The 26,373-nt window shown below is 56.6% G+C and carries 19 protein-coding genes, 1 tRNA gene and 1 pseudogene; 14 read left to right on the top strand and 7 right to left on the bottom strand.

Annotated elements, in window-relative coordinates:
* Positions 1 to 12 precede the first annotated feature (12 nt).
* The 9 genes from ACWGKN_RS03615 (at position 13) to gspE (ending at position 10,216) form a co-directional block, all read left to right on the top strand.
* Positions 13 to 447, top strand: a complete 435-nt coding sequence (locus ACWGKN_RS03615; protein WP_052160209.1) for a type IV pilus modification PilV family protein — start codon at positions 13 to 15, stop codon at positions 445 to 447.
* Entirely contained in the window at positions 417 to 1,136 is a 720-nt protein-coding gene (locus tag ACWGKN_RS03620; RefSeq protein WP_424253576.1) for a PulJ/GspJ family protein, read from the top strand. Before ACWGKN_RS03615 ends, ACWGKN_RS03620 begins: the two co-directional genes overlap by 31 nt.
* A complete protein-coding gene (gene gspK / locus ACWGKN_RS03625; RefSeq protein WP_424253578.1) occupies positions 1,133 to 2,134 on the top strand; it encodes a type II secretion system minor pseudopilin GspK in 1,002 nt (333 codons plus the stop codon). The genes ACWGKN_RS03620 and gspK overlap by 4 nt, the downstream gene beginning before the upstream one ends.
* 4 nt (positions 2,135 to 2,138) lie before the next feature.
* The gene (gspL, locus tag ACWGKN_RS03630) at positions 2,139 to 3,632 is read left to right on the top strand and encodes a type II secretion system protein GspL (RefSeq protein ID WP_035231921.1); all 1,494 of its coding nucleotides are present in this window, start codon (positions 2,139 to 2,141) and stop codon (positions 3,630 to 3,632) included.
* A 4-nt stretch (positions 3,633 to 3,636) separates the two neighbouring features.
* Positions 3,637 to 4,224: a type II secretion system protein GspM gene (gene gspM / locus ACWGKN_RS03635; protein WP_035231923.1), complete on the top strand. Its 588-nt coding sequence runs from the start codon at positions 3,637 to 3,639 to the stop codon at positions 4,222 to 4,224.
* Positions 4,221 to 5,108, top strand: coding sequence for a type II secretion system protein GspN (gspN, locus tag ACWGKN_RS03640; RefSeq protein WP_035231924.1), 888 nt, complete (start codon positions 4,221 to 4,223; stop codon positions 5,106 to 5,108). The genes gspM and gspN overlap by 4 nt, the downstream gene beginning before the upstream one ends.
* An 11-nt stretch (positions 5,109 to 5,119) precedes the next feature.
* Entirely contained in the window at positions 5,120 to 5,833 is a 714-nt protein-coding gene (locus ACWGKN_RS03645) for a type II secretion system protein N (RefSeq protein ID WP_452094702.1), read from the top strand.
* Between the two features lie 12 nt (positions 5,834 to 5,845).
* A complete protein-coding gene (gspD, locus tag ACWGKN_RS03650) occupies positions 5,846 to 8,155 on the top strand; it encodes a type II secretion system secretin GspD (RefSeq protein WP_452094703.1) in 2,310 nt (769 codons plus the stop codon).
* Between the two features lie 174 nt (positions 8,156 to 8,329).
* Positions 8,330 to 10,216 (top strand): type II secretion system ATPase GspE, encoded by a 1,887-nt coding sequence (gene gspE, locus ACWGKN_RS03655; RefSeq protein ID WP_424253589.1) that lies wholly within the window; start codon positions 8,330 to 8,332, stop codon positions 10,214 to 10,216.
* Between the two features lie 111 nt (positions 10,217 to 10,327).
* Here the strand turns inward: gspE and trxB are convergent, their stop codons facing one another.
* Positions 10,328 to 11,272 carry a thioredoxin-disulfide reductase gene (gene trxB, locus ACWGKN_RS03660; protein WP_424253591.1) on the bottom strand — a complete coding sequence of 315 codons (945 nt, stop codon included), beginning with the start codon at positions 11,270 to 11,272 and terminating at the stop codon, positions 10,328 to 10,330.
* 444 nt (positions 11,273 to 11,716) lie between these two features.
* Here trxB and ACWGKN_RS03665 point away from each other — a divergent pair, with 444 nt between their 5' ends.
* The gene (locus tag ACWGKN_RS03665) at positions 11,717 to 12,160 is read left to right on the top strand and encodes a flavodoxin domain-containing protein (protein WP_035231931.1); all 444 of its coding nucleotides are present in this window, start codon (positions 11,717 to 11,719) and stop codon (positions 12,158 to 12,160) included.
* 53 nt (positions 12,161 to 12,213) lie between these two features.
* A pseudogene (locus ACWGKN_RS03670) lies at positions 12,214 to 12,804 on the top strand (ISAzo13 family transposase); the annotation flags it as partial.
* A gap of 258 nt (positions 12,805 to 13,062) precedes the next feature.
* On the opposite strand, the gene ACWGKN_RS03675 reads toward ACWGKN_RS03670, so the two are convergent.
* From ACWGKN_RS03675 to ACWGKN_RS03690, 4 genes are all read right to left on the bottom strand, one after another.
* A tRNA-Met gene (locus ACWGKN_RS03675) sits at positions 13,063 to 13,139 on the bottom strand.
* A gap of 98 nt (positions 13,140 to 13,237) precedes the next feature.
* On the bottom strand, positions 13,238 to 13,675 hold the full coding sequence (locus ACWGKN_RS03680; RefSeq protein ID WP_452094704.1) for an acyl-CoA thioesterase: 438 nt from the start codon (positions 13,673 to 13,675) through the stop codon (positions 13,238 to 13,240).
* Between the two features lie 9 nt (positions 13,676 to 13,684).
* Entirely contained in the window at positions 13,685 to 14,905 is a 1,221-nt protein-coding gene (locus ACWGKN_RS03685; RefSeq protein ID WP_052160265.1) for a cofactor-independent phosphoglycerate mutase, read from the bottom strand.
* Between the two features lie 15 nt (positions 14,906 to 14,920).
* On the bottom strand, positions 14,921 to 16,228 hold the full coding sequence (locus ACWGKN_RS03690) for a homoserine dehydrogenase (protein WP_035232660.1): 1,308 nt from the start codon (positions 16,226 to 16,228) through the stop codon (positions 14,921 to 14,923).
* A 387-nt stretch (positions 16,229 to 16,615) separates the two neighbouring features.
* On the opposite strand from ACWGKN_RS03690, the gene ACWGKN_RS03695 reads away from it, so the two are divergent.
* The 3 genes from ACWGKN_RS03695 (at position 16,616) to ACWGKN_RS03705 (ending at position 19,502) form a co-directional block, all read left to right on the top strand.
* Positions 16,616 to 17,296, top strand: a complete 681-nt coding sequence (locus ACWGKN_RS03695; RefSeq protein WP_035232658.1) for an adenylate kinase — start codon at positions 16,616 to 16,618, stop codon at positions 17,294 to 17,296.
* Positions 17,297 to 17,457: 161 nt separating this feature from the next.
* Complete coding sequence (cobA, locus tag ACWGKN_RS03700; RefSeq protein WP_035232656.1) at positions 17,458 to 19,023, top strand: uroporphyrinogen-III C-methyltransferase; 1,566 nt, start codon at positions 17,458 to 17,460, stop codon at positions 19,021 to 19,023.
* A gap of 35 nt (positions 19,024 to 19,058) precedes the next feature.
* Positions 19,059 to 19,502 carry a cereblon family protein gene (locus ACWGKN_RS03705; protein WP_052160264.1) on the top strand — a complete coding sequence of 148 codons (444 nt, stop codon included), beginning with the start codon at positions 19,059 to 19,061 and terminating at the stop codon, positions 19,500 to 19,502.
* A 51-nt stretch (positions 19,503 to 19,553) separates the two neighbouring features.
* Here ACWGKN_RS03705 and ACWGKN_RS03710 read toward each other — a convergent pair whose 3' ends face one another.
* Complete coding sequence (locus ACWGKN_RS03710; protein WP_452094705.1) at positions 19,554 to 23,714, bottom strand: DEAD/DEAH box helicase; 4,161 nt, start codon at positions 23,712 to 23,714, stop codon at positions 19,554 to 19,556.
* A gap of 398 nt (positions 23,715 to 24,112) precedes the next feature.
* A complete protein-coding gene (locus tag ACWGKN_RS03715; RefSeq protein ID WP_452094706.1) occupies positions 24,113 to 26,008 on the bottom strand; it encodes a SurA N-terminal domain-containing protein in 1,896 nt (631 codons plus the stop codon).
* Positions 26,009 to 26,373 lie beyond the last annotated feature (365 nt).

Below are 26,373 nucleotides of genomic sequence, written 5' to 3' on the forward strand. Positions count from 1 at the left end.
TAGATTAACGGCGTGAACCCTCCTTCGAAGATACCGGTGTCCCACCCGCCCCTGTCGGAACAACAGGGGTTTACTCTTCTTGAAGTCCTGATCGCGATCGCGATCCTGGCGATCAGCCTTTCCGCCATCCTTGGATCCCAGGCGCAAAGCCTGTCCCTTGCAACCGAAGCTCAATTCAATATCCATGCCGCCACCCTGGCGAAAGCCAAACTGGCGGAGTATGAGAGCGGCGTAACCCCTCTCGAAGATGGAGACGGCGATTTCGGCGACGATTTTCCAGGTTTTGTCTGGAAGGTTGAAGTCCAGGATGCCGATCTGTCGGAGTTTCTGCCCACATCGGCGGATCCGGTAGAACCGCTGCAGCGCCTTGACCTGACCGTTTCGCAGGACAATGCAGTTCTCAGCTACACACTCAGATGCTACATCAAAAAGGAGAACACCCGCTGAACCCTCGGCCTCGACAGACACGCCAGGACGGCTTCACTCTTCTGGAGCTGCTGATGGCGATATTCATTTTCGCCATTGTCATCTCCTCGGTGTATGGCGCCTACAGGTCGACCTTCCGGGTGACGGACAGCACGGAGTCCGTGGTGGAATTCAGCAACATGGCCCGCATCGCCCTGGAACGAATAACCGGCGACCTGGAGTCGGTGCACCTCGGCAATGGCGGCTCGCTGCAGGGAGAACGGAATGAGGGGGCAACCGGTCGATCCGACCGGTTGACCTTCACCTCGGCGGCACATCTGGTCTTCAGCAGGACGGAGCGGGCAGCGGGCTATGCAATGATCCGGTACGCGACCGAGGTGGACGAAGAGAGCGGCCTGTTGCAGCTGTATCGCATCGATGTGCCTGTGCGTCCTGGTGTCGGGCCGGAGATTGATGAGGAGAAAGGATTTCTCCTTTGTGACAGTCTTGCTGAAATACAGTACAGTTATGTTGATACGGAGGGGAATGAACATGAGGAATGGGACAGCGGCGAGAGGGGGATGGTTGAGGAGGATGGTACGCGGACCGGAAATTTCCCGGTGATGATCCGACTGACCCTGCGGTTTGCGAAATCGGCCGATACCGAAGAGAATACCGTTTTTACAACCGCAGTCGCCCTCCCCTTGCCGCATGGAGCGGAAACGCCGTGACCGGAAGACGACGGACTCCCCTGGGGGATGACCGGGGCATGGCCCTGCTTGTCACGATCATCATCATCAGTCTGCTGATTGTGGTGACCTTTGAGTTCGGCCGGTCGATGCGGCAGCATTACCTGGCCGCGGCCAATCTGAAGAGCGGTGAGCAGCTCGGAGCGATTGCCCGCTCGGGAATTGCCATTGCGTCTGCTCTGCTTGAGCAGGATGGGAAGGACGCCTCGTTTGACACCTTCCTCGATGGCTGGGCGACGCTCGAGCTAACCGATTTTTCTGGCCTGTTCGAGGAGGGGGGCTTGAAACTGTCGGTCATCGATCTGTCGGGAAAGGTGCAGATCAACAGCCTCATCGCGAGCGGCGCGATCGGCACCGGCACCCGGGAGATATTGACCAACCTGCTGATATCAGGTGAATTCGCCGTCCAGGACGAGACTGAGGCGAGGGGAATCGTCGATTCACTCGTCGACTGGCTCGACACCGATGACATGGAGTTGGAATTCGGGGCCGAGAGCAGCTACTATCAGTTACTCTCCCCCGGATATGCCTGTCAGAACGGTCCCATGAATTTTATCGACGATCTACTGCTGGTCAAGGGTATCACCCGGGCCCTGTTCTATGGGGTTGAAGGCAAAAAAGCCTTGAAAGATTATGTGACGGTGTACGGCGACGACGGCAAAATCAACCTCAATACGGCAGCGCCGGAGGTGATACAGGCGTTGAATCCTCAGATTACCAGGGAACTGGCCGCAAGTCTGGACGAGTTCCGGCGGCAGAAGGAAAATCAGGATCTCCTGTCGGAGGCCGCCGCATGGTATCTGAACGTACCGTCATGGCCTGGGGATGTGGTGATTGATGCTGCATCCTTAACCATGGCAAGCAGTTATTTTTCCATTGTAGCTGAGGGGAGTTTTGATACGATGAAACGGAAGGTTACCGCAGTGATCCGCAGGGCACAGCAGGGAAAAATTATTGAATTGAACCGAAGGGTAGAGTGAACTGATGGCGAATACGGTTTTTGCCCTTGATATTCACGATGATCTCGTAACCGGGGTACTGGTGCGGCCGGTGGCCAAGTCCCTTGAGGTGACGGCCTGCGGATGTGCCGATGTCGGGCTGCAATCCGTTGAAACGGCGGTCGCCGAGGTTATCGCCCAGGTCGGATACACCACAGGGGAATGTCGGGTCGCCCTGGGGGCGGAATATTTTTACTACCGCAACTTCAATTTTCCTTTCACCGATGCCCGCAAGATCAACAAGATCCTGCCGGGAGAACTCGCCGAAAATGCTCCTGTCGAGGCGGACAGGATGGTGTTCGACTATCTGTTTGCCAGCGGTAAAGAGCGCGAAGCAGGGATAATCACGGCAATGGCCGAGAAATCCTTTCTTGCCGGGCAACTGCAGTTTCTGCAAGGTCAGTCGTGTGATCCGGAGATCATCGGGATCAGCGGGACATTCGGCGCCAACGCGATCAGCGGTCTTGCCGACGTTCCGGAAGATTACTATTACCTCGATGTCGGCTTCCGTCGGGCGGTGCTGGTGGTGATCCTGGCAGGGAAGATTGCCGTCATGCGGCCGCTGGTCTTCGATACCGCACTCCAGGCAGGTTTCGGGCTGACGGAAGACGGTCGCGGGATCTCCGTGCTCCGCCCCGAGAACCTCTCGACCGTTTTCGCAACCTTTGTCCGGTCTGTGCGGCAGGCGATCCAGGCGGCAAGGATCGGCATGCGGGGCCAGGATATCCCGCTGTATCTCGCCGGCCCTCTCGTGACGTATCCCGGGTTGGCTGAGGCGCTGCAGACGACCTTGAGTCTCGAGGTCAAAAGCTGCGATCTGCTGGCATTACCGTTGCTGAAAGTGGCGGATGAAGCGATCTCCTGCCGGCACCAGGGGGTGATGCACAGAGCCTTGGCCCTCGCTCTGTCGCCAGGGAAACAGGGCCGGGAGTTCAATTTCAGAAAGGATGCATTCAGGAAGAAAGGATCGACTCAACAACTGCGCAGATATACACGGCTTGCCGCGATACCGCTGGCTGTGCTGGCACTGCTGATCGTCGCCTTCATCTGGCATGATCATGCCCAGTTGAAGAAGAAACAAAGGGCCTTGGACACCCAGATACGTGAAATCTTCACCCAGACCCTGCCGGATGTGAAGCGGATTGTCAATCCTGTGCAGCAGATACAGGTACGGATCGACGAGGCCAAAAATGCGTATATGGCCGGAGGCGCAACCAATGGCGGGTTGGGACTGCTGGATCTTCTGGCCGAGATATCCGCTCGGATTCCACCCGCTTTGCAGGTGCAGATCGTCAAATTGACCGCCGACCAGAGTGATGTCCGCCTGAGAGGAACAACCGAAACGTTCAATATTGTCGATTCGATTCAAAAGGAACTGGAAAAATCCCCATATTTTTCGAAGGTGGAAATCAGCTCTGCCAATTCATCGGTGAAAAGCGGGACGATCGATTTCGAGATAAAACTTGTACTGAGGCAGTAACAGAATGGGAACGCGCCCGTCATTTCCGGACCTGCAGACTCTCCGCGAGAAAAGCGGATTCGATCAGCTGGAGTACCGGCAGAAAATACTGCTGCTGGGCGTGTCGATCGTTCTGCTGCTCTTTTTTGTCTATCAATTACTCGTTTCCCCATACGTTGATGCCCGGGCCCGGCTGCAGAATTCCGTTGAGCAAAGGCAGGAGGATCTGGAGCAGATAAAGAAATTACGGCAGGATTATCTGCTGGTCAAAAAACGGGAAGGGGGAATCAAGGACCGGTTGGCAAAAAGATCCCGCGATTTTGCACTTTTTACGTATGTGGACAGAATGGCGGATCAGGCAAAAATCAAGGATGCCATCCAGTACATGAAGCCTTCGGTCGCAACCGGCGAAGGTCCTCTGCAGGAATCGCTGGTTGAATTGAAATTGCAGGAAGCCACGTTGGAAGGGCTCGTAAATTTCCTCAAACTGGTTGAATCGACTGAAAATGTCGTCAGCCTTCGGCGAATTGCGATTCAGGAAAGCGGCAAGACCAAAGGATATATCGATGTGACCATGCAGATTGTCACCTATATCGAAAAGGCTGGGACATGACAACAGGATCGGCGGCGAGTATTCGATGGTTCCTCTATTGCAGCTATGCGGTTGTTTTGAGTGCAGTGTTGCTCTATGTCCGCTTTCCGGAGAAGGAATTCAAAGAGTATTGCATAAGAAAAGCTGAGAGTCTGTTCAATGGCACCAAGTGCACGATAGGAAAAATCACCTATGAATTCCCGTTCGGAATCCGTTTTGATAAAGTTGCATTCCTGTTGCCGGACGGGCCGAATACGCCGTTGTTTGAACTGAGTTCGCTCAATCTCTCTTCCCCATGGCGAGATTTCGGCAGTATATTCGTTTTGAGCGGACAGAGTTATTCCAGTAATTTCAGCGGGATTTTGCAGGCCGGGCAGGGCAACCGTCAATTTTCCCTTGATCCGTTGACGATACAGAATCTGGACCTGTCGGCGATGAAGCCTGTCAATGAAACGCTGGGGCGGAATCTCTCAGGTCGACTTGATTACACCGGAACCTATTCGGCCGTGGTAAATCAGTACCTTGATGGAAAGGCGGTTGGCAAAGTCAAACTGCGGGAAGGAAAAATCGCTCTGTTGCAGCCTGTGCTTGCCATGAAGGAGATCGACCTGCAGCAGGTCGAGATGAATATCCAGTATGATAAACATCGATTGCAAATCGTGAGAGGGAAGGCAAATGGGATTGAAATGACTGCCGATTTTACCGGCATGGTACAAATGATCACCCCATGGTACCTGAGCAATGTGACCGCCAAGGGAGATTTTGCGCTGCAGGCAGCCTATACGAGAGATAATATTTCAGCTCGTAATGAGTTGATATATTTACAAAAACAGTTTAAAAAAACGACAATTCCCTTTCAGGTTGCCGGAAATTTACAGAACCCGGCATTCCAGTTTGGCTATTGAGGTTCAGCATAATGAAAATCCGGATCTCAACCTTTCTTCCTCTGTTGCTGATCACCCTGGCTTGTGTATTGGCGGTTGAGGGGTTTTATACTGTGGTTGAGAGGAAGCTGCGAGCCCCGGTCGAAAAAACCGCCGTTGTTCCCCAGGTGCCGCAAAAGAAGCAGGTAGAGGCTTCTTCAACTCAACGCACCGCCGACGAAAATGTCCGCAAGGTCCTCGAACGCAATCTCTTCGGGCCCCCGCCTTCCGCCGACAAAACGAAATCAGCCGGCGGGCAGTCGGCCGCAGATCTGCAGCCGACATCTCTCTCGCTTGTTCTGATGGGAACCATAGTCAGCGCCGGTGAGGAGAGCAGGGCGATTATCCTCGAAAAAGAAACGAAAAATCAGGATATATATCAGCAGGGTGATGTTGTGCAGGGGGCGGAGGTCAAAGAAATACTGAGAAAAAAGGTTGTCCTGACCTCCAATGGCAGGGATGAAGTCCTTGACATGACCGAAGCTGCCAAATATACGCCGATGACACCAACTCCAGCGGCTGCTTCTGCAGCGCGACAGGGCCAGATGTTGCCGGGGATGGCACCCCGGACCGTCGAGCCGGAGTTGCAGGGGGCAGAGCCGCAGCAGTTCGAGAACCCCCAGCCAGCTCCACCTGGAAGACGCCCCAGGATAATCCGGCCGAATCGGAGAACATATACTCCTCTTCCGGGACAACCTTCACAATAATTCAAAACCGTTATGAATCGATTACTCATTGAGCGACTTCTCGTTTTCATCATCTTTATCGGTCTGACAAGCGCGCCGGTGTATGGGGTTGAGGAAACGGCCGAAATTGATCAACCGGCGGGCGAAAGTGGCCATCAGCGGTTTATCACCATTGATTTCGATAATGTCGATATTCGGGTGTTTATAAAGTATATTAGTGAATTAACAGGTAAAAATTTTGTTGTCGATAAATCGGTGCAGGGAAATGTGACAATCGTTTCCCCGACCAAGATCTCGGAAGATGAGGCCTATCGTGTCTTTGAATCCGTTCTCGACGTTCATGGCTACACCACTGTCACTGCCGGTTCGATCATCAAGATATTGCCTTCGGCGGATGCCAGGTCCCAGAACATCGAGACCCAGCTGGATGGAATCACCGCGGCGCCGGAGGACCGGGTGGTGACCCAGTTGATCCCGTTGAAATACAGCTCGCCGGAAGAAATGAAAAAAGTGTTGACCCCGCTGGTTTCCAAAACCTCCGTGATGGTTGCCCACACACAATCCGGAATCTTGATCGTCACTGAAACACTGTCCAACATGCAGAGGCTTCTCGCCATCATCGAGGCCATCGATGTGGAGTTCTTCAAGGAGGATATGGCGGTCATCCCCTTGAAACACGCGACCTCCGAGGCGGTTGCCAAGGTAATCGGCTCCATTTACCAGCAGAGTGGGGCCAGAAAAGACGCGGCTTCAGTGGCGGCATCGATCAAGGTTGTGCCGTACGAGAGGATCAATTCCCTGGTCGTGGTCGCAAGCACCACCGATATTGAACGAATAAAAGGTCTGGTTGCGATGCTCGATACGGAGGTTGAACGGGGAGAAGGCAATATTCATGTGTTTTATCTCCAGAATGCCAGTGCCGCGGAGCTGATCAAAGTCCTCAATGTCCTGCCCGAGGGCACCAAATCCGGCGGCAAGGATGACGCCACAGCCGTGCAGATGCCGGCGATCTCCAAGGATGTCAAGATCACCGCCGATCCCGAAACCAATTCCCTCGTCATCACTGCCTCGAAGGAAGAGTACCAGGTCATCGAGGACGTGATCAAAAAGCTCGATATCCCGCGGCGCATGGTCTACCTCGAGGCATTGATCATGGAGGTAGATACCACTAAATCCTTTGAGGTCGGGGTTGAGTGGATAACCGGTGGAATATTCGCCGACGGCACAGGACAGGCAGTGACGGGGTTCAGCGGCAATGCAGATGCACCATTCGATTTGATCGGCGGTATAGACGGTACTGACCCCAGTCTGGCAAGCGGCTTTTCCCTCGGTGTCCTGAAGCAGGGAATCAAGATTGGCGGGGTCACTTTTCCCAACATTGCTGCAATATTGCGAGCCTATAAAAACGATAGCGCTGTCGACATCATATCGACCCCGCAGATACTTACCACCGACAATAAAAAGGCTGAGATCAGTGTCGGTGAAAATATTCCCTATCTCACCAGGGAAGAACAGACCCAGGGCACGGACAACCAGGTTTTCAACTCGTATGAATACAAGGATGTCTCGACGAAAATGACGATCACTCCGCATATAAACCAGGCGGATACCCTGCGTCTTGAGATCCAGACCGAGGTGATCAAGCTGAAAGGCGGTGACGCTGGTGATTTCCGTCCGACCACCCTTAAACGGACGGCCGACACCACCGTTATCCTCAACGATACCGATACGGTGGTCATTGGCGGCATCATCGGTCAGGATTCTTCCGACGGCGAAACGAGTGTGCCGCTTCTCGGTGATATCCCGCTGCTCGGTCGACTTTTCAAGTCTTCGAGCAAAAACAGCACTATGACCAACATGTTTATCTTCATCACCCCGCATATCATCCGCAACCCTGCGGACTTGTCCGGCATGACCTTGAAGAAGGAAGGCGAGGTCGGCAGAGAGGTGCCGCAGCTCCATGACAAGGGCCGAAAGGTGGTGAATACCGAGCACAGCATGGCGCTGACCGAAATGGGCTTTGAGAAGCTGGTGAAGGGCAATTATCAGGTGGCGAAGGAATTTTTCGTCAAGGCTCTGGACAATGATCCGAAGAACCCCTATGCCTTGTTGAACCTCGGCGTCGTCTACGAATCGGAAAAGAAACCGGCAGAGGCACTCAAGATGTATCAGGCGGTCATTGCCACGGGAACGGCATCGATCGCACCCACCTCGACCGACCCCAGTAAGGCAGGACTGCCTTTGGTGCGGATTGCCCAGGACAATATTGAGAAATTGCAGAAGAGCAGTCAGAGAAAGATGATGCCTCGTCAACATGATCCAACCACGGGCGGGGCGATGTGAAATTGCGGCCTCAATCTCTCGATGCACCTGAAAGAAAGGGACGGAAGGATATGTATAGCGTATGGCTGTTCAATTGAATATACGACACAATTTGGCTGAATCGACTGTGGCCTGCGGTTTACGGGGCCTGTCGGTGAGGGGTGTCAGGACGCCTGGCCGAGCGGGAGTCTGGCGATGAAAATGCAATGCCCCCACTGTGGATTGAAAGGTTCGGTCGATGACCTGTATGTCGGCAGGCATGTCAAGTGTCCGAAATGCAAAAACATATTTTTGTGTGAGATCGACACCACCGTTGTCGTCGAGGAGATCGGGGGGCAGTCGCGAGCTGAAACTGTCGCCGGTGAAGAACCACCGGTGGCGGCTTCATATCAGGCCAAGAGGCTTGGAGAGCAACTCGTGGACAGGGGATATATCTCCTCCTCCGCCCTCCAGGCCGCCCTGGAAGACCAGGCATCCGGTGGCGGCCGGATCGGCGATATCCTCATCAGGCATAAGGAGATCGATGAAGCTGATCTGCTGGAGGCCCTGGCAATCCAGTTCGATATGGAATATGTCCCGGTGCTCCCCACCGAGATCCAGAGCGACTTCACTTCCAGGTTGACCATCGGTTTCCTGAAAAAATTCAAGATAGTGCCGGTTGCCTATGGCGATGATGCCTATATCGCCATCAATGATCCCTTCCTCTATCAGGAACTGGATGATGTACGGCGGATACTCGGTTGGGAGGCGGCCCGGGCGGTCCTCTGCCCCTCCCAGTCGATTCTGAACAGCATCAATTACGCCTATGACATGAGTCATAATACCGCTGAAGAGGTGATGCAGGATATTCATGACGAAGATCCCGAGGCCCTGTTTTCAGCGATCGAGGAGGTTGGCGACCTGCTCGACGATACCAGCGAGGAACCGGTCATCCGCCTGGTGAATTTCATGTTCTCGCAGGCGGTGCGGAGCAATGCCTCCGATATCCATATCGAACCGTATGCCAACAGCCTCAAGATCCGGCAGCGGATCGACGGGATCCTCTACGACATGCTCAGTCCGCCCAAGCATGTCCAGTCGGCCCTGGTGTCGCGCATCAAGATCCTGGCCAAGCTGAAGATCGATGTCAAGATGCTGCCCCAGGACGGCAGGATCGAGTTGAAGATCGGCAACAAGGAAATCGACGTGCGTGTCTCGACCCTGCCGACCTCGGCCGGGGAACGGGTGGTCATGCGTCTGCTCGATAAATCGTCGGTGCTGATATCCCTTTCCGAACTCGGCATGCCGGATGACCGGCTGCAGCCGTTCACCGAAGAAATACATGCGGCCCACGGTATTGTCCTGGTAACCGGCCCGACCGGCTCCGGCAAGACCACGACCCTGTATGCCGCCTTGACCACGATTCACAAGACCGACATCAATATCATCACCATCGAGGATCCGGTCGAGTACAAGATCAGCGGCATCGGTCAGGTCCAGGTCAACCCGGCGATCGATCTGACCTTTGCCTCCGGCCTACGTTCCATCGTCCGGCAGGACCCGGATGTTATCCTGATCGGTGAGATCCGCGATCTGGAAACGGCGGAAATCGCCATCCAGTCGGCCCTGACCGGACATCTGGTGTTTTCGACCCTCCATACCAATGATTCCGCCAGCGCCATTACCCGGTTGATCGACATGGGTATCGAGCCCTTCCTCCTGTCATCGTCGATCAACGCCATCCTCGCTCAGCGACTGGTGCGGATGATCTGCATTCAGTGCAAGGAGGAATACACCCCGCTGCCGGAAGAACTGGCCAAACTCGGCCTCGATGACAGCATTGTCGGCTCGGGGCGGAAGGTCTATCGGGGGCGCGGCTGCAGCAAATGCCACCATACCGGTTTCCGGGGGCGCTGCGGCATCTTTGAATTGCTGCTGATGAGTCAGTCAATGAAAAGTCTGGTCCTGAACACCGCCGACGCCAATCTCATCAAACAGCAGGCGGTTGCCGAGGGGATGATCACGCTGCGTCAGGATGGGGCGATGAAGGTGCTCCAGGGAATCACCACGATTGAAGAAGTCTACAGGGTGACCCATGAGTGATTGCCGACAGCCTCTGCGGTCGCTTGTCGCCGGCCCGCCCGCCCGCGTTGCGGCGGGCAATGCCGGTTGACCGGCATTGCCGTCGCGATCAGTCCCGCTCGACAATCGAATTCACTTCGCCGCCCCTTTGCGGGTTTCCACGTAATGGGCCGCCGCCAGGGCCGCAGTGCAGCCGTCGGCCGCGGCGAGCACGATCTGGTTGGCATACTTCTGGCGGAGATCCCCCACTGCAAACACCCCGGCGATACTGGTTTCGCATTTTTCATCGGTGATGACATAACCGGCGGTGTTGATTTTGATGCCGGCGGGGACCAGCTGGTTGTTCGGCGCAAAACCGACGAAGATGAACACCCCCTCGATCGCCACTTCTCTTTCCGCTCCGGTCTGCCGGTTCTGCAGCGAAATGCCGCACACCCCGGCGGCGTCGGCATTGATTCGGGTGACCACCGTATCCAGGATCAGTTCAATCCGCGGCTCGGCAAACACCCGCTGTTGCAGGATGCGGCTGCCCCGAAAGGCATCGCGGCGATGGATGAGATAGACCTTCTCGGTGATCTTTGCCAGATACAGCGCATCTTCGAGGGCGGTATCGCCGCCGCCGACGACAGCGACGGTCTTGCCCCGGAAAAAGAAGCCGTCGCAGGTCGCGCAATAGGATACCCCTTTGCCGAAGTTTTCCAGTTCTCCCGGCGTGTTCAACTTTTTGGCGGTACCTCCTGCCGCCAGGATGACGGCATGGGCCTGTAAAACCGTCCCGTCGTCCAGGCGAACCGAATGGTATTCAACTCCCGGTTCCGTTGCCACGACTTCCCTCTGCAGTATCTCGAGGTCATATGCCTTGGCATGGTCGAGAAATTTCTCGCACAGTTCGAATCCGCCGATCTCGATAAATCCAGGATAGTTCTCTACCCCCTTGGTGATGGCCACCTGCCCGCCGAAGACCCCGCGTTCGATGAGAACGGTCTTCAGCGCGGCGCGTTTGGCATAAATGCCGGCGGTAAGCCCGGCCGGTCCGCCACCGATGATGATCACGTCATATATTTCGTCGTTCGACATTCAGTCCTCCCTGGGCTGAGCCACTGTTCGGTTTGGTCCTGGCGCCATGCACCAACCCCTGATTGAAACGCATTCAACATCAGACAATGTACCACCGGCGATCAAGATCTTCCATCGTCATCGGCAGCCGGATGGTGCCTGGCGCCGATGCGTTCGCTGTCATGCGGCTCGACCTGGCCGCGATGGGGGTGTTTGATGCCAGAATGAAATTTCACAAATGATGTGTATAATTAGGTAATCTAGTGATTTGATTTTACAATATATTGTCAAAAAAAATAATAGCAGGAATTTTTTGCATTTGAGATTCGTTGCTATTTTTGGTAAATAGATCATAATGAAAATCATTATCGATTATAATCAAAACGTCGTCCACCCGTATCAAGAGAAATCAAGCCGTCACCGCACGAAAAAGTATCGTGCCCACACTCAACAAGGGGAGATCGTATGAAGAAGGTACTCGTAGCGTATTACAGCAGGACCGGTAAGACAGAAACCATGGGGGAGTACATCGCGGAGGGGGTACGCCTGAGTGGAAATGTCGTGGAAATGAAGAAAATCGTCGATATCAAAAGTGAAAAAGACCTCGAAGGGTTTGATGGGTATATCTTCGGCTGCCCAACCTATCATAAGAGCATGACAAGGAACTTCGAGACGTTCCTTTTCCTGGCTGAGAAAGCGGGGCTCAAGGGGAAGGTTGGTGGGGCCTTCGGATCAAGTACCCACAGTGGCGAGGCGCCCGGAGTCATCTTTGACACGATGGAACATGTCTTTGCCATGGACATGACCAACCTCGGCCCATTCGACCTGCGTGAGAGCGGCGTCGACTCCGACGAGGGGAGAAAGGCATGCCAGGATTATGGTCGAACTCTCGGCACCATGCTCAATTAGTGTCTGTCCACATATAACTTGAACAAACACGGATTGACGGTTATGCTGTGAAGATGGATATTCACACAGAAACATCGGTACGCGAAAAGCTGGATTTACTTGCGCCTCTCTTTGACGAACAAACTCGTCGGCTTTGGGCTGCAGCCGAAGCCCAAGTACTGGGTCGTAGCGGAATCTCACTCGTTGCACGGGCGACAGGGCTGTCACGCACGACAATTCATCAAGGGCTAAAAGACCTTGTCGAGTTGCGCGAAACGAAAGGTTTGGAGAAGAAGAAACGAATTCGTGCGGTGGGTGGCGGGCGCAAGCCAATTGACGAGTACGACCCCACGTTGCGTCGGGATCTTGAGCTGTTGGTAGACCCGGTCACACGGGGTGACCCGGAGTCCCCGCTTCGCTGGACATGTAAAAGCACCCGACAACTCGCTGCTGCGCTTGTTGAGCAAGGTCATGTGGTGGGAAGGCAGAAAGTTGCCGACCTGTTGGCGGAGTTGGGTTATAGCTTACAAGCGAAACGAAAGACCAAAGAAGGCTCGGCAAATCACCCTGATCGAGACCAGCAGTTCGCCTACATCAATGAGCAGGCGGTTGCCTTTCAACAGCGAAAACAACCCGTCATTTCGGTGGATACGAAGAAGAAGGAATTCTTTGCACTGAAAAAAAGAGATTGATCGGTATTGATAAAATCTGCCTACAAAATGCTTACAAAATTCATATGCACAAAAAAGGGGTCAAGCCTCTAAGGACTTAACCCCTTTAATTTATTTTGTGGACGGGAGGCGATTCAAACGCCCGACCTTTTGCTTCGGAGGTCGTCAAACAAATACGGTTACAATGCGGTTACAGATTTTTGAAACAAAAAAGGGGTTACAAGCATTTAACTTGTAACCCCTTGAATTTGTTGGTAGCGGGGAGAGGATTTGAACCTCTGACCTTCGGGTTATGAGCCCGACGAGCTACCAGACTGCTCCACCCCGCGTTGAGAGGTATCAATATACTTCGTCAGCCTGGAATGTCAATGGCTAATTTGGGCCTGATCGAATGCCGGGACCGCTTGCCGTCAATCCGCCCCTCCGTTCACGCCAGGACTGACTGCAGCTTTTCGACGATATCCACCGGCAAGGGGGTCAGTTTGCCGTCGCGGGTGACGGAGGCATGGACGCTGTAGCCCTTGACCAGCAGCTGTGGCCGCTCGGCCTGCGGGGCGTGGCGGCAGATCCGGTAGTTGAAGCGGCAGGTCAGCTTTTTCAATTCACTGACCGTGGTCTCGATGGTCAGCAGATCGTCGTAGTAGGCAGGGGCCTTGAAGCGCGAGTAGCATTCAGTGACCGGCAGGACGATGCCCATCCGTTCGATCTCGCGATACGAGCAGACCCATTCCCGCATCAGTTCGGTCCGACCGATCTCGAAGTACCTGAGATAGTTGGCGTTGTAAACGATGCCGGCGGCGTCGGTATCGCCATAGAGCACACGACAGGTGCAGCGATGGATATGTTTGTGCTTTGCTTCAATCATAATGCAGTATTACCGGCAGAACAGCTTGTTCATGAACATTTCAGCCCCCGACAGTGAGTTTCGCTGGTGTTGGTCGTGGATCAGGCACTCCTTTTCCGTGAAAGGGCGGCCCGATTTCGGCTGGGTCTCTCTGGAATCGTACAGCAGAGTGGGCACAGGGTCCGACGTATGTGTCCGCAGGGCGATAGGGGTGAAGTGGTCCATGGTGACAACGACGCGAAAATCGGTGCCGGCGGTTCGCAGGGCGCTGATGATCGGCCCGACGATCCGGCGGTCGAAATCCTCGATCGCCTGGATCTTGGCCATGGCCGACCCCTGGTGGCCGGCCTCGTCCGGGGCCTCGAGATGGACGAAGACGAAATCCTCGCCGCTCGCCAGGGCGGAGATGGCCGCTTGCGCCTTGCCCTCGTAGTTGGTGTCGAGATAGCCGGTCGCGCCGGGGATGTTGATCACCGCCAGCCCGGCGATGACTCCCAGCCCCTTCAGCAGGTCGACGGCGCTGATCATGCTGCCGCGGATCTGGAAGCGATCCTGCAGCGTCGGGGCCGTCGGCATCCGCCCCTCGCCCCACAGCCAGACGGCATTGGCCGGGTTCTTCCCGTCCCGGATCCGCTGCCGGTTGACCGGATGGGCGGCGAGGGTGGCCGTCACCCGCTGCAGCAGATTCCGCCATGTGGTATCGGCCAGATAGCGCTGCCAATGGGCGGTGACATCCTTTTCGATCCAGTCATGGGGCGGGACGGTGGCGAGTTCGGGGTACGCGCCCCTGACGACGACCAGATTGCGGTAACTGACTCCGGGATGAAAATGAAAGGTCTCGTCGGCGCATTCCCTCTCCAAGGCGGCGATCAGTTCATGTCCCTCGGTGGTGGAGATATGGCCGGCGGCAAAATCGACCATGGTGACGTTGTCGTCGTCCGACCGGTCGAGGGTCACGAAGTTGCAGCGGAATGCCGTTTCGTCATCGGCCAGACGGATCCCCATCGCCGCGGCCTCCAGCGGGGCGCGACCGGTGTAATAGCGTTCCGGCGCATAGCCGAGCAGCGACAGGTTGGCGACATCACTGCCGGGAGGGAATCCCTCGGGAACGGTGCGGTTGAGGAAGAATTCGCCATTGCGGCAGAGTTCGTCGATCATCGGGGTCGCGGCAACCTCGAGCGGGGTCCGGCCGCCCAGTTCGTCGAGGGGGTGGTCGCCCATGCCATCGCCGACCAGGATCAGGTATTTCATCGATACTCCGAGCGGTTATTTGTCTTCAACGAGGATGCGGATCTTGACGGTCGGAACGGTGCAGCAGGCCAGGGCATCGATCTCGGCGATCGCCTTTTCGACCGCCTCCTCGGAAGCGCGATGCGAGCGGAAGACGATATGTACCGGTTCATCGTTCTGACGGCCCTTCTGCATCACCGACTTGAGCGAGATCCGGTATTTGCCGAAGATGCCGGAGATGGTCGAGAGGACGCCGGGCTGGTCCAGGGCCGTTACCCGGAAATAGTAGGGGCAGGTCAGCCGGCTCATCGGGGTGATGGTGGGTTCGCCGATGAACTGCGGCAGATACGACAGGGCCGGCACCCGGTTGATCGACCCGGCGATGATGTCGCGGCCGATGTCGACGACGTCGGCCGCCACGGCGCTGCCGGTCGGCATCATGCCGGCGCCGAGACCGTAGAGCAGGACGTCGCCGACGGTGTCGCCGGTGAACTGGATGGCGTTGAAGGCGCCGTTGATATTGGCGAGCATGTGGTCGACCGGGACCATGGTCGGGTGGACCCGGGCCTCGACATGGTCGCCGTGGTTGCGGCTGATGGCGAGGAGCTTGATCCGATAGCCGAATTCACGGGCGAAGTCGATGTCGATCGGGCGGATGTTGCTGATCCCCTCGATCGTGATGTCATCAAGCTTGACATGCAGGCCGTAGGCGATGGTCATCAGGATCGCCAGCTTGTGGGCGGTGTCGATCCCTTCGACGTCGTAGGTGGGGTCGGCTTCGGCGAAGCCTTTGGCCTGGGCGTCTTTCAGCACCTCGGCAAAGGGGGTGCCGTGATCGGTCATCTGGGTGAGGATATAGTTGGCGGTGCCGTTCATGATTCCCTGGATCGCCTCGATACGGTTGGCCACCAGCCCTTCCTTCAGCGATTTGATGACCGGGATGCCGCCGCCGACGCTGGCCTCGAAGCCGACCTCCACTCCCTTGGCCCCCGCGGCGTCGAAGATCTCCCGGCCATGGATGGAGAGCAGGGCCTTGTTGGCGGTGACGACATGCTTGCCGCTGGCGATCGCCTTGAGGATGAAGGTCCTGGCCGGTTCGATGCCGCCGATCAGTTCGACGACGATATCGATGGCGGGGTCGGCGAAGATGTCGTTGGCATCCCGGCTGAGGATGACGTTGCTGAAGTGGTCGGGGAGCGTATTGATATTGATGTCGGCGACCCGGGCGAGGATGATGTCGGTGCCGACCTTCCGGCGCAGCCGCTCCTGCTGTTCGAACAGAGTCTGGGCAAGACCGCTGCCGACGGTGCCAAAGCCGATAAGACCTACACGAATTTGTTTCATTCGATTCTGTATGCTAGAGATGAGATGTGCCGATGCTTCCGGGATACCGTTGTTCCGGAATCAACGCATTGCTGTGGATGACGGCATCGCGGTGTCGATGGTCGGTCAGTTGTAAACGTCGAAAATACCCGCTTTGCCGTTGAAAGTCAAAATCTTCGAACGATATTTTTCTCGCCTCGCCTCGGATTATCGGCTATATTTCCCGATTGCTCGAATTCTTCATCAGGCCGCTTCGGGGCCGGGAATTCGTATGCCGCGGGATGGAGCTGGGCAGTATGCCACGGCTGATCAGCGACCGTCGTTCCCTCCGTGTGAAGATCACCGGTTGTGTTGCTCTGAGAGCATTCGAAAGATATTTTATCATCAATGGAAAAAAGGAGAACGATCATGGGCAAGAATATTCTTTTCTTCGGACCGAATGGCAGCGGCAAGGGGACTCAGGGAGCCATTGTGCAGAAAAAATATAACATCCCGCATATCGAGTCCGGTGCCATCTTCCGTGAGCATATCGGCGGCGGAACGGAACTCGGGAAGAAGGCCAAGGAATATATCGATCGCGGCGACCTCGTACCGGACGATATCACCATCCCGATGATGGTTGCCCGTCTCCAGAAGGATGACTGCAAGAACGGCTGGATCCTCGACGGCTTCCCGCGGTCCAAGGATCAGGCCATCACCCTGGCCAAGACCCTGGAAGAGAACGGCCTGGCCTTGGATTACGTCATCGAGATTGTTCTCGATCGCCAGATCGCCAAGGAACGCATCATGGGACGCCGGCTCTGCGTCAACGACAACAATCATCCCAATCACATCGCCTTCGAGGCGATCAAACCGGTGGAAAAAGACGGCAAGCTGGTCTGCCGTGTCTGCGGCGGTGACCTCAAGACCCGTGCCGATGATCAGGATGAGGAGGCGATCAACAAGCGCCACAACATCTACTATGATACCAACACCGGCACCATGGCTGCGGTCAACTACTTCAAGCAGACCAAGGGACCGAAGGTGATCTCGGTTGATGGTTCGGTGTCGATCGGGGCTGTCACTGAATTGATCATGAAGGAACTGTAATCTCGCCGGAGTGTAATCACCGGAAACCGGGGATATCAAATCGAAAGAGTGGAAGGGGGCATGCCTGCGTGAAGGGATGCCCCCTTTTTTGCTCGGTTTCCAGGGCAGTCGGCGGACAGGGAACATACAACTGCGACATCTTGTCGCTATTCGAGTCAGGTATGGAAGATCAAGCGAAAAAACACGGACCGGGGAAGGTCTATCTGGTTGGGGCAGGCCCGGGGGATCCCGGCCTGATTACGGTCCGGGGCAGGCAGCTGCTCGAGCGGGCGGAAGTCGTCATCTATGATTACCTGGCCAGCACCAGGCTGCTCCGCCATATCCCGAAGGACGCCGAACTGGTCTATGCGGGTAAGAAGGGCGGCGTGCAGCACACCCATACCCAGGAAGAGATCAACCAGATGCTGGTGGACTACGCCATGCAGGGCAAGATGGTGGTCCGGCTGAAGGGAGGCGATCCCTTCATCTTCGGCCGAGGCGGCGAGGAGGTGCAGCAGCTGGCGGCCGCCGGCGTGCCCTTTGAGGTCGTGCCGGGGGTGACCTCCGCCACGGCCGCCGCCACCTATGCCGGTATCCCGATCACCCATCGCGATTATACCGCCTCGGTGGCCTTCATCACCGGCCATGAGGATCCGACCAAGGAAAACTCGAATATCGACTGGGCCCGTCTGGCGACAGGGGCGGGGACCCTGGTCATCTATATGGGGATCAAGAACCTGCCGATCATCGTCGACCACCTGATCAACAACGGGCGCGATCCCAAGACCCCGGTGGCGGTCGTTCGCTGGGCCTCGACTCCGGAGCAGCAGTCGGTGGTGGCGACCCTTGACACGATCGTCGAGGTCGTCAGGGCAAACGGGATCAAGCCGCCATCGCTGGTGATTGTGGGCGAAGTGGTCAAACTCCGGGACACCATCGACTGGTTTGAAAAACGGCCGCTGTTCGGCAAACGCATCATCGTCACCCGTACCCGCGAGCAGGCCAGCGACCTGGTCGCCGGGCTCGAGGAGGCCGGTGCCGACTGTCTCGAGTATTCCACCATCAATATTCAGCCCACCGACTCCTACGAGATCCTTGACAGTGAGCTCGAACGCCTCGACGAGTACCACTGGATCGTCTTTACCTCGCTCAACGGGGTGGACTATTTTTTCCAGCGGCTGTACGCCCGGGGGATGGATGCCCGCAATCTCAAGGGACCGGGGATAGCAGTGGTCGGCAAGAGCACCGCCGAACTGCTGCTCAAGTACGGCGTCAAGGCCGACCTGATCCCCTCTGCCTCCTACACCGGCGAGGGATTGGCGGAGAGCCTCCTCGACCAGGGGGTGGAGGGGCGCAACATCCTTATCCCGCGGGCCGAACTGAGCCGGGAGATTCTGCCGGAGACGCTGCGCGGCGCCGGGGCCCGGGTGACCGTGGCCCCGGTCTACAAGAATGTCCCGCCGCAGGGGCGTAAGGATGTCCTGCGCGCCGAGCTCGAAAACGGCAAGGTCAATATGGTGACCTTTACCAGTTCGTCGACGGTCAAGAATTTCCTGACCATGGTCGATGCGGCCGATCAGCAGGAACTCGAGCGGCTCATGCACAACGTCAAGATCGCCGCGATCGGGCCGATCACGGCCAAGACCGTGACCGACAGCGGTCTGAAGGTGGATGTCCAGCCGCCGATCTATACCATCCCCGAGCTTATCCAGGCGATTGTCCGCTACTATGCCGAGGACCGGGCCTGAGATTTCGAAGGTGACGGCCACGTGAAGGAGAAGCCGTGATCGGCGGTGCCGGACGGCCGTACGAGCCGTTTTGCGGAGAGGACCCGAGGCGGTATCTCCTGCGGGGGGAACCGGCCGGCCGTCGGGATGAAACGGTGCTCTCCGATGACCGGGAGGAGGAACGGGAGGGAGAGAACCCGGGTATCTTCTGTCGAACCTGCGCCCATCGTATCTCCAGCGATAACGACCGGATCGCCGTCAACGGTTCGCATACCCATACCTTTTTCAATCCCGCCGGCCTGGTCTTTGAGCTGGGCTGCTTCCGCCGGGCTCCGGGTTGTCTGGTCAGCAGCGAGGCCAGCAATCAGTTTACCTGGTTCGCGGGTTATTCCTGGCGGCCGGCCTTCTGCGCCCGTTGTGCCGGCCATCTCGGCTGGCGGTTTGAAAAAGTGGATCATGCATTTTTCAGTCTCATCCTGGCGAATTTGAAGAACGGATGACAAGGGGCCTGTTCGATGGCTTTGCGGAACGGAGCGGCGGAGGGCTGAGGTCTACGCCAGCCGGATCAGATCGAGCAGATCTTCCGTGCTCATCCTGGCGCTCAGATCGCTGCCCTCGAGGAGACTGCCGGCCAGATCGCGTTTTTCCTGATGCAGTCTGACGATCTTCTCCTCGATCGAGTCCTTGCACACCAGCCGATAGATCGTTACCGGGCGTGTCTGACCGATGCGGTGGGCGCGATCCGAGGCCTGGTCCTCGATGGCCGGATTCCACCATGGATCCATGTGGATCACGTAATCGGCGGCGGTCAGGTTGAGCCCGAGCCCGCCGGCCTTCAGGCTGATGAGAAAGAGATCGCCTTCTCCCGCCTGAAAGGCCTCGACCCGCTCTTTTCTCAGCCGGGTGCTGGTGCTTCCATCGAGGTATTGGTAAGAGATTTTCCGCTTGTCGAGATATTCCCTGATAAGCTGGAGATGGCCGATGAACTGGCTGAAGACCAGCACCTTGTGGCGGCTCTCGATCAACTCCTCGACGATCTCGGTGAAGACCCTCAGCTTGGAACTGACGATCCGGCTGTGGGGATCGAGCAGCCGCGGGCTGCAGCAGGCCTGGCGCAAGCGCATGATTTCGGTCAGGATCTGCAGGTGTCGTTTTTTCTTGTCCTTGTTGTTTTCCAGAATTTCCAGCGCGTTTTGACGCAATGCCTCATAGAAGTGGGTCTCGTACTCGCTCATTTCCACTTCAAGCGTGATTTCGGTTCGCGCAGGCAGTTCTTCGAGCACCTCGGACTTGATCCGCCGGAGGATGAACGGTCGGATCAGCTTCTTCAGCTTCAGACGGGCATCCCGGTCCTGATACCTCTCGATCGGGATGGCAAAACGTTCGTTGAAACTGTTGACCGAACCGAGAAGGCCGGGATTGATGAAATGAAAGAGGTTCCAGAGTTCGCCGAGGTGGTTTTCGATCGGGGTGCCGGTGGTGATCAGTTTGAACCGGGCCTGCAGGGCCATCGCCGCCTTTGATCGCTTGGTCGCGGCGTTCTTGATCGCCTGGGCCTCGTCGAGGATGATGGCCTGCCAGGAAACGGCGGAGAGCAGATCCATTTCCTGCTGCAGCATCGTATAGGTCGTGATCACCAGATCGAACGGTCCGAGGTCGCTGATGACCCCGTTCCGGTCTTTGGTGCAGAGCGTCCTGATCTGCAGCGTCGGGGTGAAACGGGTGACCTCTGACATCCAGTTGGTCGAGACCGAGGTCGGGGCGACCACGAGCGATGGTCCGTCGGCGGCGAAACGGAGGATGATCGCCAGTGATTGCAGGGTCTTGCCGAGCCCCATGTCGTCGGCCAGGCAGCCGCCTACCCCCCACTGGGCGAGGCGGGCCAGCCAATAGAAGCCCTCCTTCTGGTAGTCGCGCAATTCCGCCTGCAGGGTGGAGGGCACCTCCGGGTGAAAGTCGCTGCAGGCGCGGATCTTCTCCAATTGCTGTTTCCAGCCGTTGTCGGTGCTGATCGCGGTCTGGCTGATCAGGTCTTCGAGCGGCAGGGCGGCCAGCGGATGGATCAGCAACTCGTCATTGTCGAATCCGTGGGCATAGATGCTGAGGTCCTCCAGTCGTTTCCTGAACTCCTGGGTGAGGGTGACGAACTGGCCGGCACCGATCTCGACGAACCGTCCAGTGGTGGACTTGATGGTTGAGAGCAGATCCTTCAACCTGATCACATGATCCTGGTCGAGCCGCAGGCTGCCGTCGATGGCCAGCCAGTTCTGGCGGTTGGTCCGCACCTTGAGATTGAGGTTTTCAAACGAGGCCTGGTAGGCGATACTCAGCTTTTCCCCTTCCGGCCATTCGATGACCACCTTGTCACGGATCGCCTGGAGTTCGAGCAGGGCCTGCAGGCAGTCCTCCGGGTCCTGCAGATGCCACTCCCGATCGGTCTCATGTTCCAAATCGATGGCTAGGTCGAGAATCGGACAGAGCTCCTCGACATCACGGGCCTTTTCCTCCTCAAGGGCCAGATCTCTTTTGGTCTGCATGCGCCGGCCCTGGATCTCGGTCATGATGTTTTCCACGCCCTGTCCCGGTTTGAGATAGTGCATGCCGTTGGCAAAAGGCTTGACGAACATTTCGATCCGGAAACCGGTGCCATAGGGCAGCAGGTGCATGTAAATGGTTGAATCGGCCTCGACAAATTCAATATCGCTCTCTTTGCCTGCCGCCCTGTCGCCGGCGATAGCCGAGTGGACGGTCATGAAGGAGGAACTGTTGCCGATCAGCTTGAGCACGTGCTCGCTGGCGGATATCGGCACCAGCAGGCCGTCATTGCCGATCTGGCGGGCAATATCCCGATGCTTGTCATTGATGCTGATGATCCTGATCCGGCTCGGGGTTTCCTGAAAGATTGAATAGCTGTCGGTGCCTATCGGCTGGGCGAAACGGATAAGGAGATTCTGCCCCTTTTCCTCGATCAGCAACTCCGGCTCGCCGGCAAGGAATTCGACCGGTGTCGTCGGAGACTTGGATAGAAAGAGCAGCGGATGGCCGACCATTGCCAGCAGGGCCTTTTCGAGATCGAAATGGTAGCTGGCGCTGTTCGTTTCGGGATTGTGAATGCGTTTGATCGCGGCGCAGATTTTGCGGTCCTTCGGTGTCAGATAGCCGAGTTTTGCCTGGTGCAGACGGGCGAGAGAGATCGGCCGCCCCTTGCCCCATCCTCCGGGCAGGCTCAGCTTCTGCTCCCTTGGAGTGATGGAGATCGATGTCCCGGCGGTATCGACCATCCAGACGAGCCTGGTCTTTTCCTGCGATGAGGCCTCCTCCTCAGTCGATGTGATGCTGATGAGGGCCTGGAGGGCCCGCTTCCACGGTTCTTCCGGTTCAAAAAGGGCCAGCAGCCCGGTCATTCCGGTCGTGGTCCGCAGTCCGACGATATCGAACAAGGCCGGATTCGGCGCGTTGCCCAGTTTTGCTAGGATTTCGGCATATATCATTGCCGGCAGAAAATATCCGCTATCGATCGCCCGATTGTAGCCGGTGACCAGTTTGGCCTCAACATCCGGCTGAATGGTGCTGGTCATCCAGTACTGGCAGAGGGCGGCAAAGGCCAGGGTGAGGCTGTGCGGGTTGTCCTGATCGGAGAGGATGATCTGGGACTGGTCGCTGTTGGCGTCAATCCGTGAATGGACGAAGGCGGCGAGGAAGGCATAGGCATCGTTTTCCGGCGCGGTGTGAAAGAGCGTGAGGGCGGCGGCGATCTGAGCGGCGATGGTATGGTCGTCGCTACCATCCGATGCATGCAGCAGGGCGAGAATGTGGAACAGCCCGCAGGGGCCGAAAAATGCGGCGCCGGTCCCCGGATTGAGCTCCTGAAGAAAGCGAAGATCCAGGTCGAACAGGGTGAGTGCCTCCTCGCTTCTGCCTCGGAGGAAGAGCAGGGTGCCCCGGGCGCCTGTCCCCTGGAATGAAGTCTCGCTGGCCTGCAGCAGCATATCCGCCTGGTCGAAATCTCCCTGCAGGAGGTACTGGTTGAAGAGGAGACGTTTGAATGGCAATTGCTCATCCAGGCTGAGCACCGGAGATTGGTGTTCCGTTTCGAGGTAGGAGTGGATCTGCGGAAATCCCGTCAGGGCTGCCTGACCATGGCGGAGGACCGCGTTGAGAAGATAGAACCTGAAGGAAAGTGGCAGGCCGGCAAACCAGTCCGGGTCGAAGGGCTCGGTCACGACCTGGACGATGGGTGGGGAAGAACAGACCAGATCACGACACTGGCTGGAGATGAATGATGCGGCCTCTTCAATGAGATCGAAATCCTGGCAGTAGATGCCGATGCGCAGTTCTCTCATCGCCCGCCAGCAGCGGGTGGACCATTTGCCATAGTAGTACGATGCCGGTGCCTCTTCTCGAATAATATCGGCATATCGGCAGAAATTTCCGTCAGCCAGCGTTTTTCTCGCGACGATTTCCACCAGCCCAGGCACCAGCCGGTGATCGGCGGTCAGGAATCCGAGTTGTTCGAACTTGGCGAGGTAATGGTTGAGGTTGACGGGTGTAGCCCGGTTTCCTCGCGGGTTATGGAGTTCGATCTTTCGCAGGCAGTTGACCAGGAGGGTGGTATGGGCTGGCTCGTAGACGATGGATAGGAGATGGAGGAGAGACTGCTCGAAGGGTGATAGCCTGGTGAACTGGTCAGGGAGTTCTGTCTCTTTCGGCATGATTGCGCTGATTCTCGGAAGACGTGAATGCCCGCAACCGGGCGTAGAAGTTTCTGCTGCACGGGAGGGGCGAAAAGGCGAACACAGTACTATATCATCGGAGCACCGGCAAGAGAATGAAAAAGCGATCAGACCGGCCTGCAACAGTCTGTCTCTGCGATTTCCGGCGGAGAGGGCAATGGGTTACAGGAAAGGCGGAGTGGCCTTGATCCCCCCAAGACCCTGTTGAACCAGAGGTGGGGCGGGCGCCAGTGGGAGGAGCGTGTATCGGCTCGCCAGGCACCAGGACCGCAGAATCAGACCGTTGACGGCTCGAAGGCCGCTGACATCCTGTCAGGTAGGAGCGGCGAGGCAGGAAGGCGACGGACAAGGTGGTGTCCCGCCTTGTCCATCAATAGCTACAGGTTTTTATGACGACGTATCTTGGCCTGATTTTCCAGATTGCGGATCCATGCGATCAACAGCTGCTGCTGATTGAAACGGACAAGGGCCTCCCGGTATTGCTGGATCGCCTGATCGTCGGCTTTTTTTGCCGGCGGTTTGCGTTCCTGGAAGACATACACATAGAAGGCCCCCCCGACCTGGGCTACCTCCTTGGGCAAGGGGGAAGATTTTGACAGCGTGAAAGCCTGGGCATGCAGGTCTGTGGGGAAGGAGGAGGTCTGGTTGGCAGCGCTGCGACTGAGATCTCCGGATGCGGTGACCTGAAATGCGGTCCCGGTGGTGAGCTGTTCGAGGGTTTTGCCCTTTTTGAGCTGCTCGATCATCGAGGCCGCCGTGGCGCGTGCCTTCTCCTGCGCTTTGCTGGAGATAAAGTCCGCCTTGACCTTTTCCTCGACCGTTTCCAGCGGTGGAACCACGGGTGGCTTTTTATCGACGGCGAACAGGATCGCATAGCCGGTGTCGGTTTCGATCAGTGAGCTCAATTCCCCCTTATTCAGGGCGAAGGCGGCGTCCAGCAGCTTCTGGTTGGCCCCGATCTCTTTCGGCGGCTGCTTCTGGACGAAGAAATCCGTCTCCTTCAGGTCGGCGTCCGGGTGGGCGTCGGTGTAGGTCTTGAGACTACCGGCTTTGATGATCCCTTCGTAGGCGGCGTTGGCAAGTTGAAAGGCCATCCGTTTCGCCTCTCGATTTTTGATAGTCTGAACGATTTCTGCCCGAACCTCCTCGAGAGGACGGGTGGCGGAAGGCTTGACCTCCTCGAGTTTGATTATGTGATAGCCGAATTCGGTCTTGACGATATCACTGATTTCTCCGGGCTGCATGGAAAAGACCTTGGCGTCGAACTCCGGCACCATGCTCCCGCGGGAGAAAAAGCCGAGGTCGCCGCCGTTCTCTTTGCTCGAATCGTCGGAGTATTTATTCGCGATCGATGCAAAGTCGTTGTTCTTTTTGAGAGTACCAATAATTTCTGCAGCTTTCTTCTGCTGTTCCTGGTGGCGTTCGGGACTGTCCTCTGCGCTTGCGGTAAGCAGGATATGTCTGGCGCGACGTTGTTCCGGTGTCTTGTACGAATCGATATTGTCGGCGTAATGGGCCTGGATCTGTTTGTCGTCGACGGTAATTTTCTGGCCGAGATCGTCAAATGTATAGGCGAGATATCTCAGTTTGATCTCCGGGGCCGTCCGGTAGTTGTCCTTGACCGAATCGAACCACTTCTGCAGATCAGACTTTTCCACCTTTATATCCTTTTTGAACGAGGCGGAATCTATCCTGACAAACTGGACGGAAACCGTTTCATTCTGCTGACTGTAGAGATCCTCGATGTCGGTTTGGGGGACCAGGGTGACAAACTTGCCGATATCCTGCACGGTCCGGTCGGAAAGCATATCGTGCCGCATGGATGACTCGAAGGTGGTCGGGGTGAGCCGGTTGGCGGCGAGCAGGGCCTGGTACCGCTCCATATTAAACTGACCGGCCTGCTGGAACTGGGGCAGGGAAGTGATTCTGTCGCGGACTTCCTCGGCGCTGATCCTGATCCCCATATCAGCCGCACCCTGGCGCAGCAGCGAAGATTGAATCAACTGCTCGATCACCTGTTGCTTGATCCCGAGAGATTCTTCCAGACCCTTCGGCAGGGCGCCTCCGAACTGGCCGCCGAGGTTGCCGATGGCCTGGTCGTAGGCCTCCTGGAATTGCTGGAAGGTGATTTCTTCGTCGTTGACGGTAAGGGCAACCTCCCTGGTATTCAGCATGTTGGTGCCGACCCCCCAGAAAATGAACACGAGGGCGATAATGACGACGATGACCTGTATGAATGTCGATTGAGCCTTGTTGCGAAGTATCTGGAGCATGGTTGTTGTGGAATGGCAGATATGCAGGCGTTGAATAGGGGGAGTGAGAAGTTTCTCCTAGGTCGTTTTTCGCAGATGGTCATGGATTTACCCTTTCTTCTTCCTCCATGCAAGGAAAACCGGCTCAAGAGCCGGGTTCAAGACGGTGGAGAGAGGAACACAGATCTTACAGCTTCGTGAAGAGGCTCGGGAAAATGCGGAAAAGCATTTGAACATATGCAAGATATCGATTAATGTGGCTTCACAAGTCTTCATGGGACAACAGGATGCCTTCGATCCCATCCGTCCGGATTTACGCCGCACCACGGGCTCGAAACCAGGCAACGGACTGTTGGAAAATCAACAATTTCGAGGTCCTGTTTCGA

It is taken from the genome of Desulfoprunum sp., from assembly GCF_053613775.1.